General features: G+C 59.0%; 13 protein-coding genes. 8 read left to right on the top strand and 5 right to left on the bottom strand.

The genetic code is table 11. The features are described from left to right. The first annotated feature begins 212 nt into the window (after positions 1-212). Positions 213-674: a tRNA (cytidine(34)-2'-O)-methyltransferase gene (locus tag CPJ18_RS05450; protein WP_103657393.1), complete on the top strand. Its 462-nt coding sequence runs from the start codon at positions 213-215 to the stop codon at positions 672-674. Positions 675-865: 191 nt separating this feature from the next. After that, a complete protein-coding gene (locus tag CPJ18_RS05445; RefSeq protein ID WP_103657292.1) occupies positions 866-2518 on the top strand; it encodes a Na/Pi cotransporter family protein in 1653 nt (550 codons plus the stop codon). A 40-nt stretch (positions 2519-2558) separates the two neighbouring features. Here the strand turns inward: CPJ18_RS05445 and CPJ18_RS05440 are convergent, their stop codons facing one another. Together CPJ18_RS05440 and CPJ18_RS05435 are read right to left on the bottom strand one after the other, a co-directional pair. Further along, positions 2559-2852, bottom strand: a complete 294-nt coding sequence (locus CPJ18_RS05440) for a type II toxin-antitoxin system RelE/ParE family toxin (RefSeq protein WP_103657291.1) — start codon at positions 2850-2852, stop codon at positions 2559-2561. Further along, a complete protein-coding gene (locus CPJ18_RS05435; RefSeq protein ID WP_103657290.1) occupies positions 2840-3124 on the bottom strand; it encodes a CopG family ribbon-helix-helix protein in 285 nt (94 codons plus the stop codon). Before CPJ18_RS05435 ends, CPJ18_RS05440 begins: the two co-directional genes overlap by 13 nt. A 153-nt stretch (positions 3125-3277) precedes the next feature. Between CPJ18_RS05435 and hemF the strand changes: the two genes are divergently transcribed. The 3 genes from hemF (at position 3278) to CPJ18_RS05420 (ending at position 4862) form a co-directional block, all read left to right on the top strand. Continuing rightward, positions 3278-4189 carry an oxygen-dependent coproporphyrinogen oxidase gene (hemF, locus tag CPJ18_RS05430; RefSeq protein WP_077117684.1) on the top strand — a complete coding sequence of 304 codons (912 nt, stop codon included), beginning with the start codon at positions 3278-3280 and terminating at the stop codon, positions 4187-4189. Between the two features lie 122 nt (positions 4190-4311). Continuing rightward, positions 4312-4572 carry a hypothetical protein gene (locus CPJ18_RS05425; protein ID WP_077106453.1) on the top strand — a complete coding sequence of 87 codons (261 nt, stop codon included), beginning with the start codon at positions 4312-4314 and terminating at the stop codon, positions 4570-4572. A 101-nt stretch (positions 4573-4673) separates the two neighbouring features. Next, complete coding sequence (locus tag CPJ18_RS05420) at positions 4674-4862, top strand: DUF1059 domain-containing protein (protein WP_077106454.1); 189 nt, start codon at positions 4674-4676, stop codon at positions 4860-4862. Here CPJ18_RS05420 and CPJ18_RS05415 read toward each other — a convergent pair. The 3 genes from CPJ18_RS05415 to CPJ18_RS05400 form a co-directional block, all read right to left on the bottom strand. Further along, positions 4853-6115 (bottom strand): CCA tRNA nucleotidyltransferase, encoded by a 1263-nt coding sequence (locus CPJ18_RS05415; protein WP_103657289.1) that lies wholly within the window; start codon positions 6113-6115, stop codon positions 4853-4855. The two genes, CPJ18_RS05420 and CPJ18_RS05415, sit on opposite strands and share 10 nt — an antisense overlap. Then, positions 6112-6747, bottom strand: coding sequence for an NUDIX hydrolase (locus tag CPJ18_RS05410; protein ID WP_103657288.1), 636 nt, complete (start codon positions 6745-6747; stop codon positions 6112-6114). The genes CPJ18_RS05415 and CPJ18_RS05410 overlap by 4 nt, the downstream gene beginning before the upstream one ends. A gap of 168 nt (positions 6748-6915) precedes the next feature. Then, complete coding sequence (locus tag CPJ18_RS05400) at positions 6916-7539, bottom strand: DUF1285 domain-containing protein (protein WP_103657286.1); 624 nt, start codon at positions 7537-7539, stop codon at positions 6916-6918. A 179-nt stretch (positions 7540-7718) separates the two neighbouring features. On the opposite strand from CPJ18_RS05400, the gene CPJ18_RS05395 reads away from it, so the two are divergent. Genes CPJ18_RS05395 through CPJ18_RS05385 form a run of 3 tightly spaced genes read left to right on the top strand, consistent with a single transcriptional unit; the run spans position 7719 to position 12491 of the window. After that, a complete protein-coding gene (locus CPJ18_RS05395) occupies positions 7719-8729 on the top strand; it encodes an AAA family ATPase (RefSeq protein ID WP_077106457.1) in 1011 nt (336 codons plus the stop codon). Positions 8730-8760: 31 nt separating this feature from the next. Further along, positions 8761-9681: a DUF58 domain-containing protein gene (locus CPJ18_RS05390; RefSeq protein WP_103657285.1), complete on the top strand. Its 921-nt coding sequence runs from the start codon at positions 8761-8763 to the stop codon at positions 9679-9681. Continuing rightward, on the top strand, positions 9678-12491 hold the full coding sequence (locus CPJ18_RS05385) for a DUF4159 domain-containing protein (protein ID WP_103657284.1): 2814 nt from the start codon (positions 9678-9680) through the stop codon (positions 12489-12491). Before CPJ18_RS05390 ends, CPJ18_RS05385 begins: the two co-directional genes overlap by 4 nt.

Below are 12491 nucleotides of genomic sequence, written 5' to 3'. Positions count from 1 at the left end.
TCATCTGAACCTCCGTGGCTGGTGTTGAAGATGCGCCGTTGTAGCTTAAAAAATAAGCATTGACCAGCACCAAACCACCGTAAGTATCGCAAAACGCTCCCTAACACGCGAGTGTGTCGACGCGACAACAGCCCTCGGTTTGTATCGCGTTGCTTGTTTCAATATTGCTTGCCGTGATAAAGCCCGACGATACCGACCAGAAAGACATCACCATGCCCGATATCAGGATCGCCCTCTATCAACCGGACATTCCCGGCAACACCGGCACAATCCTGCGGCTGGCAGCATGCCTTGGCATCGGCGTCGACATCATCGAACCAGCCGGGTTCGATATTTCCGACCGCAATCTGAAGCGCGCGGGCATGGACTACCTCACCACGGCATCGCTGACCCGCCACATCAATTGGGAACGCTTCGAGGAATGGCGTGCCTCCACCGGTCGCAGGCTGGTTCTCGCCTCCACCAAGGCAGCCCTGCCCTATGTCGATGTGACCTACCGCCCTGACGACATTCTGCTGTTCGGCCGCGAGAGTGCTGGCGTGCCGGATCATGTCCACGAAAAAGCCGATGAACGGCTGATCATTCCCATGATGGAGGGGCAACGCTCCATCAATGTCGCCATGTCGGCCGCGATGATATCAGGAGAGGCTTTACGCCAGACGGCGTGGCAATAAACGCCATCGTCTTCACGATTTAAAATGTCGCAAACAACTCTGTACGACTGGGTATTTCAGGCTTATATTGATTAGCCAACTAAAGATTCTTACCTCCGAGCCTTTCCACGAGCATGTCGTCCGAAAGCGAAAGGTTTCGGGCAAGGAACGGCGTTCAAACTCAGAATACTGACGGACGGAGGGCGACCAGCATGCAATCCACCATCACCATCGTCAATCTCTTGGGCGCTGTCGCGCTGCTGCTTTTCGGCCTCGCTCAAGTCAAGGATGGCGTAACCCGCGCTTTCGGCGTCAAGCTCCGCATCGTCCTGGCAACCGGTACAAAAAGCGGCCCCCGGTCTTTTCTATCCGGTTTTCTCGCCACCATCGCCTTGCAAAGTTCCACAGCCACCGCCCTGACCGTCGCTTCCTTCGCAGAGCGTGATCTCATTCGCCCGCGCATGGCGCAAATCGTTCTGCTGGGCGCCAATATCGGTACCGCCGTGACCGCATGGATTTTCGCAACCGGCGTTGCGTGGTTGTCGCCGCTGCTGATCATCACCGGCATTATTGTTCGCAAGGGCTCTTCCACGGCCCGTCAAGGCGGCGGCACGGCACTGGTGGGTGTGGGCCTGATGCTGCTTTCCCTGCATCTGCTCAGCAATGCGACCGAACCGATGCGCGATTCACCGGCTCTGGGTGCATTCATAGGCCTGCTGGATGATGCATGGCCCGTCGCTCTCTTGCTTTCGGCAGCGCTCGCATTCGTCTCCTCTTCCAGCCTTGCGGTGGTTGTCCTCATCTTGTCGCTGGCCTCGGCTGACATTCTGTCCACCGGGCTGATCATCGTTCTCATTCTTGGCGCAAATCTGGGTGGCGCGATCCCGCCTGTCATCGCGACCCTGTCAGGCCCGGCATCGTCCCGCCGGATCACCATCGGCAATCTTCTCGTGCGGGCCGCAGGCTGTGCGATTGCCCTGCCTTTGGCAGGTTATGGTGCCATGTTGCTGCAGCAGCTTCCGCTTGCCAAAGCCATGCTGCCGGTGGATGCACATCTGATCTTCAACCTGGCGCTCGCAGCAATCGCGTGGCCGTTCTCCGGACTCGTGTCGAACATGATGGCCAAGATGGTTCCGGACGATCCGGGCACCGACGAAAGCCCGCGTTTTCTCGACGCGTCCGCACTGGACACGCCGGTTGTGGCGCTTGCCAACGCCACGCGTGAAGTTCTCGTCGTCGGAGACACGATCGAGCGCATGCTGATCAGGGCCGAAAACGCCTTCAAGCACAACGATCTTTCCCCCCTTGCCGAAATTATCGTGCTGGAACAGAAGGTCGATAGGCTGCAGCAGGACGTGAAGATTTATCTCTCCCAACTCGGCCGCAAAGGGCTGCAAGAGGACGATGCGCGCCGGTCGATCACCATCATAGACTATGCCATCAACCTCGAGCATATCGGCGATATCATCGAAAAAGGTCTCTGCGAACAGATCCGCAAGAAGATCGTCAATGGCTTCAAGTTTTCCGACGAAGGCTATGACGAACTGAAAACCCTGTTCGACATGACCATCGAGAACCTGCGCGCTGCCCAGAGCATTTTCGTGACCGGTGATTTCGATCTCGCCCGCCACCTGATGGAGATCAAGGACGATATCAGGCGACTGGAAAAGCGATCATCCGGTCGTCATCTGGAGCGCCTGCGCGACGGATTGACCCAGAGCCTGCAAACCAGTTCGCTGCATCTGGACATGCTGCGTGACCTCAAGCGCATCAACGCACACATCGTCTCCGTGGCGCATCCTATCCTGGATGAAGGTGGCGTCCTTGGTGACAGCCGGCTGCGGGCGGCAGATAGTAGGAATTGAGTGCTACAGCATTCCATTGAGATGCTTGCTCAACTCACGTTCAAAAATACCCTGCCTCGCTTTGGTGCCGGATGGCCAATACGACCACCAGATCACCATCCTGTCTGTAGAGGGCGACGTAGCCACTCTCACCGAACGGAATCAAAAGTTCCCGAAACTCGGATGCCATTTTATCGGCGGGCCGTCCGATAGCTGGGTGGGCCTCAACAATACGCATTTGGTCACGAATCGCTTTTACGGCGCGTGATGCCGCATCTGGGTTCTTGTGCGCGAGAAAACGATAGCAGCGCTGAACGGCAGCCAGCGCCTCGGGCGTCCAGATCAGTTGTGGCATTCAGGCGGTTCCACGTCTTGCCCGGCTTCAAGCTTGGCAAGCCAGTCATCCGCCTCATCCTGTTTTAGATGAAGGCCATTTTCCTGATAAGCGGACCATGCAACCAAGGCCTCTTGCCGAAACGTCTCACGCTTTTCTTCCCGCTCGACATATTGAGCGATGGCCTCCCGCATCAGATAGTGGGTGGAACGATGCTGCGTCTCGGCCAGCTTGCGCATTCGGGCGTGGACATCAGGATCGAGCTTGACCGCAACGGGATGGGGTCCGGGCATGAAAAATCCTCGGGTATACAAAGGTAATACCCACTATTGAACCACCAAGCCGTTGTGTCAACATCGCACTCTTCCACAATTCAGTTTTGTGTCTGTGCCGCAGGGCTGTTAAACCGGAAGAAACGCAGCGATTCGACCGGAAGGACATCGGATATGGAACGGCCAGATTTGCCGAAGGGCTTGCCCGACGACATCGAAGACAAGAAGGCGCTGGCCAAAGCCTGGTTCGAGAGCCTTCGCGACACGATTATTGCCTCCTTCGAAACCATCGAGGACGAATTGCAGGGTCCGCTGGCCGATCAGGAGCCGGGGCGTTTCGTGCGCAAGGAATGGCAGCGTGATGACGGCGAAGGCGGTGGTGGCATCATGTCGATGATGGAGGGCCGGGTCTTCGAGAAGGTCGGCGTCCATACTTCCACCGTCCATGGCGAGTTCTCGCCGGAGTTTCGCGGCCAGATACCGGGCGCGGAGGAAGACCCACGTTTCTGGGCCTCCGGCATTTCTCTGATAGCCCACCCGGTCAATCCCAACGTTCCCGCCGTGCATATGAACACACGCATGGTCGTCACCTCCAGCCACTGGTTTGGCGGCGGTGCGGATTTGACTCCGGTTCTCAACCGACGTCGCACACAGGAAGACACAGACACGCAAATCTTCCACCGCGTCTTCGAAATCACCTGCAATCGCCATGCGGTGGCCGATTATCCACGCTATAAGCAGTGGTGCGACGAGTATTTCTTTTTGAAGCACCGCAACGAAGCGCGCGGCATCGGCGGCATCTTCTTCGACTGGCTGCACCCGGATGAGGAAAAGGGCGGCTGGGACGCCAACTTTGCCTTTGTGCAGGATGTGGGCCGCGCTTTCAATCTGGCCTACCCCAAAATCGTGCGTGGCAATTTCAACCAGCCATGGACGGAAGAGGACCGGGATGAGCAGTTGATTCGCCGTGGTCGCTACGTCGAATTCAATCTGCTCTACGATCGCGGCACGATTTTTGGCCTCAAGACCGGCGGCAATGTCGATTCCATTCTGTCATCTCTTCCGCCTGTGGTCCGCTGGCCCTGACGCTCACGAAAAGTTTGGCTTTTTATGACTGTGTGAGCCCTCATTTTGGAAAATTAGCTCTTATTAAAAAACAAAGCCGGTGATAGTCTCCAAGCCGTTGATGGAGTGGAGGAGCTATCGTCATGACGACACTGAACAGCATGCCTATTTCCACGATTGGTCGCGACCAATCACGGGCCATACCAACATCCGAATTGATCGATCGTCTGGCAGCAGAAATGCGCGCCACCGGAGATCGCGAATTGCCGCATTCCTTTTACGTGGAGCAGGTCAAGCGTAAGCTTGCCAACGAAGCTGCTGCGAACGATGACAAGGTCGAAACAAGCCGGGTACCGGCAGCGGCGACATCATCGGTCTTCCATTGCTGGGCACACCCCGAATAAGGGTTACCCGGAACATAAGTCCTTATTTCCCGTTTATTAGTTATCAAAGCAGAGCTTCAAAAATGGGGCTCTGCTTTGAATTTTCATAATGGGAGGCCAATATGAGACTGTTCGAATGTGGAACCCTGGTGCCGGGTTGCGAGTGGCACACACGCGCAGACGAGGATGCCGAAGTCGTGCGCCGAACCGTGGACCATATGCGCCAGGCGCATGGTGAAACCGCAATTCGTGAAAACATGGTCGAAAACATCAAGCGACGTATTCACGACGAAAACAAACTTCAGGCCTGATTTTCCAACAGAGCCTCAAGCCGGGCGGCCAGCGCTGCCCGGTCCAATGAGAAGTTGAACTCAATCCATTTTTCTTCAAGTGCGCCCAAAATCTCTCCCACGCGCGGACCGGGAGATACCCCGGCTGCAACAATATCAGCACCGGTTAGAGGGAAATGCGGTTTTTCAAATTTCTCTGCGCGCGACAGGATGGCGGAAAGCCGGGCGATTTTCTGCATTGCAGCCTCGCCTGCCGAGACATCGGCACGTGCCGCCGCCAAGGCCAATCTCAGCCGCATGATCACACCGTCCACGCCTTGCCGGTAAAGCAGGCGATCAAATGCAGCGTCGGTGATAGCGGGATCGATTGTCGGAGCGGATGCCCACTGTATCAGACGCTTGGCCTCTGCTTTCGACATACGCAGCCGCGACGTCATCGCACTTATCCGCTCTACATCCGATGGAACAATGGCGGCAAGCCTCATCAGCGCGTCCGGCTTCCAGCTAAGCGCCTGCTCGGCTGCGACCAGTCCGTGAATGGCGTCAATGCCCCACTTTTCCGTTTCCGGCAGAACTTGGGTCAAAACGCCGGACTGGCGCATCCACAACAGCGCGCGCGATGGATCATCTGCGGCCAGCAGCTTCTTCATCTCGCTCCAGACGCGCTCGGCAGACAGCGTCGAAATCTTGTCCTTGGCGCGCGCACTCGCCCGCAGGCCGTCCGCATCCGGACGTCCGGAGCCGTAATGCGCGAAGAAGCGGAAGAACCGCAAAATACGAAGATAGTCCTCAGCAATGCGCCGATCAGCGTCGCCGATGAAACGGACATTGCGCTTCTCGATATCCGCCAAACCGCCGATCAGGTCGATCACTTCGCCAGAGGCGTCGGCATAAAGCGCATTGATGGTGAGGTCCCGTCGCTCGGCGTCTTCGGTCCAATCGGTGCCGAAGGCCACTTGTGCGTGGCGACCGTCGGTCTCCACGTCACGGCGCAAGGTGGTGACTTCGAAACCCTCGCCATCGAGAATCAATGTCACCGTGCCGTGTTCGATGCCGGTCGGCACCGCCTTGATGCCTGCTTCTTTCGCTCGCTCGACCACATCCTGCGGCGGCAGTGTCGTTGCCATGTCGATATCGCCCACGGGCATGCCCATCAGCGCATTGCGCACGGCACCGCCGACGATGCGCGCTTCACCGCCATCGGCATTCAAAAGCGCCAAAATCCGCTGGAGATTTGGTTTGGAAAACCAGTCCTGATCGGCAATGTTGCTCATGAATAGAACCTCTCGTAAATGCTGCGCATAATGCCCGCCGTAATGCCCCAAATGTAGCGCTCGCCATAGGGCATTTCGTAGAAAAACCGCTCCCTCCCCTGAAAGATACGGCTGCCGCGCTGGTGGTTATCAGGGTTCATCAAAAACGACAAAGGCACCTCGAAGACTTCGTCCACCTCGGTCGGGTTGAGCGTGAGGTCGAAGCCGGGCTTGACGACTGAAAGCACCGGTTTGATACGGAAACCCGTGCCGGAAATATAATCCGGCAATCTCCCTACCGTTTCGACATAAGAACGGGATAGACCGATTTCCTCTTCCGTCTCACGAAGGGCGGCATCCTCAGGCGAGCGATCTTCCTTGTCGATTCCACCCCCGGGAAAGGAAATCTGGCCGGAATGTTTTCGAAGCGTCGCCGTGCGCTGCGTAAAAATCACCCGCGCCTCATCGCCGTAATCCACCACCGGCACAAGTACGGCGGCATCTTTCAGGCGAATGCCTTCTCCCGTTAGTCGCACACCGGGATTAAGAACATGATCGCCGTGATCCGCGTCCTCGCGCTCGGCCACGCCTTCACCATCCGAAAGCACGCGACGCCGGAAATCGGCGGCGGAAAAAGCTAAAAGATCATGCATGGCTGACAACGCCACCAAAAGTTTCCTCATTCCTGTGCTTGTCACAGGAATCTAGCCAGCCCAGTCCTGGGCTGAAAGACTCGTCACGCTGCGCAGACGCGCAGCAACTGGATTCCTGTGACAAGCACAGGAATGAGGAGAATTGGAGGGTCTGCAAGGCGGATAATATCATTTCGACAATTCACTTAATTCAGCTGCTGGCATGATGGCAAACACCTGCCCGCCAGAGCGCACGGCAAACATCTCTTTCCCATCGATCTCAATCACTTCACCCAGTTCCACCAGATCATACATCACCGCACGCGAGACAAGCGCCTCCAGCCGTCCACGAACGAGAAGATAGGGCTTCAACTCCTTGTTTTCACCACTGATCTCGAAACGCAGCAGGTGTTCGGCACCAACTTCCACCACATCGCCGACATTCGTGCGGAAGGTCAGAAGCGGTGCGCCGTCTTTTTCACCCACATTCATCTCGACAGCAATGAAAGGCGCGTCCACGACGCGGATGCCGACTTTTTCCACAGGTGTTACGAGGTAGGTCTTGCCGTCCTCATCTTTGCGCAAAACGGTGGAAAACAGCCGCACCAGCGGGGCGCGGCCAATGGGCGTGCCCATGTAGAACCATGTGCCATCGGCGCGGATTTCCATGTCCAGATCGCCGCAAAAGGGCGGGTTCCAGCGCTCGACAGGGGCAGCTCCTCGGCTTTTATCGCCCGTCTGTTCGGCTGCATGGGAAATCATCGCGGCAAGCCCTGCTGCGTCTTTCGCCGAATTTATCGTCTCAACCGCCATATTCGAGCCCTGCTTTGTCACCTATTGAAGTCCCTGACATAGGTAACGAGATAGTCATTCGAAGGATGCTTGTCAGCGGGCTGGATGACAATAAGCTATAGGCAGCGCCAAATGCGTCCTGTATGCGATTGTTGACCGGTCACGAGACGAGAGCAGCGGCTTAGTTTGAGGAGAGCGATATGGGCATTATGAATACCAGCGAAACCCTCGACGAAAAGGCGATTATTGCCGCCGCCGAAAAGGCGCTGTCGGATATCGCCGCCATCCGGGCGGAAGTTTCCAAAGTCATCTTCGGTCAGGAAAAGGTGGTGCAGAACACGCTTCTCGCCATTCTGTCCGGCGGCCATGCGCTGCTGATCGGCGTTCCCGGCCTCGCTAAAACGAAGCTCGTCACCACACTCGGCACAGTTCTTGGGCTCGATGCCAACCGCATCCAGTTCACGCCCGACCTCATGCCGTCGGATATTCTCGGCTCCGAAGTCATGGATCAGGATGAAAGCGGTCGCCGCTCGTTCCGCTTCATCAAGGGACCGATCTTCGGGCAGCTTTTGATGGCGGATGAAATCAACCGTGCCAGCCCGCGCACCCAGTCTGCTCTGCTGCAGGCCATGCAGGAATATCACATTACCGTTGCCGGCCAGCGTTTCGACTTGCCTAAGCCCTTCCACGTTCTGGCCACCCAGAACCCGTTGGAGCAGGAAGGTACCTATCCGTTGCCGGAAGCACAGCTCGACCGCTTCCTGCTTCAGGTCGATGTCGATTACCCCGATCTTGCCGCCGAACGTCAGATTCTGCTCGACACGACAGGCACAGCGTCAGGTGAAGCCCGCCGCATGATCGAAGGCGATCGCCTTGTTGAAATCCAGACGCTCATTCGCCAGATGCCTGTTAGCGACAAGGTCGTGGATGCCATCCTGGCGCTGGTGCGTTCCGCCCGCCCCGGCCATGGCAACAAATTGACCGACAAGAACGTTGCATGGGGACCGGGACCGCGTGCCGGTCAGTCACTGATGCTGACAGCCCGCGCCCGTGCCCTTTACGAAGGCCGTCTCGCGCCATCGCTGGATGATATCTATGCGCTGGCAGAGCCTGTTCTGGAACACCGCATGGCGCTGACATTTGCAGCCCGCGCGGAAGGCATGTCGGTTCGCGACGTTATTGCGGGCCTCGTGGAGCAGGCCAAGAACTGACCATTCAGGGGTCGGATTTTAAGGAGTGCATGTGGCATCCATCGGCCAGATCGTAGAGCAAACGCCCGGCAGTGACGTGCTTGCCCGTGCCCGACAGCGTGCCGCCCTGGTGCCGGATTGCATGGTCGAGGCAAAACGCATTGCCAATACCGTGACAGCAGGCTGGCATGGCCGCCGCAAACGCGGCATCGGCGAAAATTTCTGGCAGTTCCGGCCCTATGCGGATGGCGAAAGCCTGTCGCGCATCGACTGGCGCCGCTCTGCCCGCGATGACCATACCTATGTCCGCGACCGGGAATGGGAAGCCGCCCACACCATCTGGCTCTGGGCCGATCTGTCACCATCGATGATGTTCAAATCCACACTCGGTTCCGTCTCCAAGGAAAGCCGCGCGCTGGTGTTGATGCTGGCGCTGGCGGAAATTCTGGCTCGCTCCGGCGAGCGTATCGGTTGCCCCGGCATCATGGAGCCCGTTTCCGCCCGCAACGCCGCCGAGCGCCTGGCAACCGCCATCATGCACGCGCCCGCCACCACCGGCCTGCCGGATACGTCGATGATCCGTGGCTCCAGCGACATCGTCCTGATCGGCGATTTTCTCGATGACGCGACTGTCGTCATGGAGCGCATCTCACCGCTTGCCCGCCGTGGTCTGCGCGGCCATGTGGTGGAAATTGCGGACCCTGCCGAAGAGGTCTTTCCCTATAGCGGTCGCACAGAGTTTTCCGACCCGGAAACCGGCGAGAAGCTGACCTCCGGCCGCGCCGAAACCATTCGCGACGATTACACCCGCGCCTATCTGGCACGTCGGGACGCCATGTCCTCGTCGCTTCGTCGTATGGGCTGGAACTTCGTGTTCCACCGCACCGACCATCTGGCATCCGAAGCGCTGGTTGCCATGCACATGTATCTCTCCGGCGCACCGGTGGCCGGCAAGAACGGAGGCCGGACATGAGCGCCCTGCCCTTCGTTTTCACCAGCCCCTTTATTCTGCTCGGCCTGCTGGCGCTGCCCGCCATCTGGTGGCTGCTGCGGTTGACACCGCCGCGCCCGAAGGCGGAAGTCTTTCCGCCGCTGCGCATTCTCGCAACGGTATTGAAGCGCGAAGAAACGCCCTCCAAGAGCCCGTGGTGGCTCACGTTGCTGCGAATGCTCCTTGCGGCCGCCGTCATTTTCGCGCTGGCAGATCCCGTCATCAACCCTCGCAACAACACGCTGGCGGGTAGCGGCCCGCTGGTCCTGATCGTGGACAATGGCTGGGCGGCAGCGCCGGAGTGGGACCGTCGCGTGCGCACGGTCGAAGCTCTGATCGGGGATGCAGAACGAGCAGAACGCCCCGTTTCCATTACCTTCACCGCAGACCGCGACCACGATGCCGAGCCCGGCACGACAGCCGCCGCACTGGAAAAGCTGGCCGCAGCCAAGCCACAGCCTCTGGTGCCGGACCGCGTCCGCGCCGCGCAAGCCGTGAGTGAAGCCATGAACGGCGCAGCTCCGGGCACCTTGGCCTATATCACCGATGGCGTGGCAACCCCCAGCGACCAGGCCGCACTGAGCAGCCTCGCCAATATGAAAGCCTCGGAATTTCGCGTGGTCCAAGGCGACGGGCAGGCGATTACTGCGATAACAGGTGCTGAAAACGGTGCGGAAACCATGACCGTTTCGCTGTCCCGCCTCGAAACCAGCGGCCCCGCCAACCTCACCATCAATGCGCAGGACAGCCAGGGCCGCATTCTCGCCAGCGATAACGCCACCTTCGCACCCGGCACCGCAGAAACCACCGCCGTGCTGAGTGCGCCCTTTGAGCTGCGCAATGATTTCGCCCGCCTGTCCATCGACCGGCTGTCCACCGCAGGCTCGACTCATCTGCTGGATGATGGTTTCCGCCGTCGTCGCGTGGCGCTGCTGGCAGGCGAAACCGGCAATGATTTCCAGCCCTTACTCCAGCCGCTGTTCTACATCAGCCGTGCGCTTCAGCCCTATGTCGATCTGGTGCCACAACGGCAGGCCGATCTGGCGGTCGCCATTCCGGAACTGCTGCAATCCAATCCATCCGTCATCGTCATGGCCGATATCGGTCGCCTGCCGCAGGAGACCTATGCGCCTATCGAGCGCTGGTTGTCGCGCGGCGGCACGCTCATCCGCTTCGCGGGCCCGCGCCTTGCCGCCGCCCCGGCTGATGATCCTCTGGTGCCGGTAACCTTGCGCCAGGGCGAGCGCGCGCTGGGCGGTGCCCTGTCATGGGCTGAGCCTCAGCCACTGGCGGATTTCCCAAATTTCGGCCCCTTTGCTGGCATGCCGAAGGCAGATGGCATTCACATCAAGCGCCAGGTTCTGGCCGAACCGACACCTGATTTGGCTGAGCGTACATGGGCAAGCCTTGCCGATGGCACGCCGCTGGTCACTACCCGCAATGTCGATGCAGGCCGCATCGTGCTGTTCCATGTCAGCGCCGAAGCCAGTTGGTCGGATCTGCCGATCTCCGGCCATTTCGTGGAAATGCTGCGCCGGATCGTCCAACTCTCGCAGGTCGGGGGCTCATCCACCTCTGCCAATGCACCTGCTGCGGCCCTGCCACCTTACCGCCTGCTGACCGCAACAGGTTCACTGTCTCCGGAAATCGGCACCGCCCGTCCGCTGGAGGCAAAGCCGGGTCAGTCGCCCCGCGCGAGCTTCGATAACCCGCCCGGCCTCTACGGCACGGAATCCGGTTTCGTCGCGCTCAACCTTCTGCCGCCCGGCGCGACGCTGCGTCCGATTGACACTGCGCTTGCAGGAACCGCCACCACCCGGGAAGGCCTTGTCGGTGAAGCCGCGAAATCGCTACGCCCTGCCCTCTTCATTGCGGCCCTCCTGATGCTCTTTGCCGATACGCTCATCGTTCTCTTCATGAATGGCGTCTTTTCGCGTATGCCTCGCGGTCGTTCATCTGCTGCTGCGATCATACTGACCTTTGCGGCAGGCCTTATGGTCTTCTCGCCGAATACAGCACGCGCCGACGACCCGAAACCGGGTGACGAGGCCATTTTCGAGCGACTGGATACGACCCATCTGGCGTATGTGCGCACCGGCGAAGACGATGTGGACCGCATCTCGGAGCAAGGTTTGCAGGGCCTGACGGAATTCATGACATGGCGCACGACGCTGGAGCCGGGCCAGCCGGTGGGGCTGGATATCTCAAAGGATGAGCTATCCTTCTATCCCATCATCTACTGGCCGATTTCGGCAACGGCACCCATGCCGTCCACCGCTGCCATCTCCCGCATCGACGCCTACATGCGCGCGGGCGGGACGGTGCTGTTCGATACGCGCGACCAGTTTTCCTCGGTCGAAAACCTGGGCGGCAACAGCGCCAACGGTCAGCGTCTTCAGGAAATTCTCGCCAATGTCGATATTCCGCCGCTGGAACCCGTGCCGAAGGACCATGTCCTGACACGGTCCTTCTATCTGCTGAATAATTTTCCGGGCCGCTATGCGGGCAGCCCGCTCTGGGTGGAGTCACGGCAGGATGCGGCCAAGACCACCTCCGGCATCTCATCGTCTGGCGATGGTGTGTCGCCCATCATCATCACCGGCAATGATTTTGCAGGCGCATGGGCCATCGATGCCAATGGCGCACCGGTGCTGCCCACCGTACCGCCGGATGAGGTGCAGCGCGAACACGCCTTCCGAACCGGCGTCAACATCATGATGTATATGCTGACTGGCAACTACAAGGCCGATCAGGTGCATGTGCCCGATATCCTCCAGCGGTTGGGGCAATGA

It is taken from the genome of Agrobacterium rosae (assembly GCF_002915175.1).
In the GTDB taxonomy this organism is placed as follows: domain Bacteria; phylum Pseudomonadota; class Alphaproteobacteria; order Rhizobiales; family Rhizobiaceae; genus Agrobacterium; species Agrobacterium rosae.
This window is presented reverse-complemented; position numbering and strand designations above follow the sequence as displayed.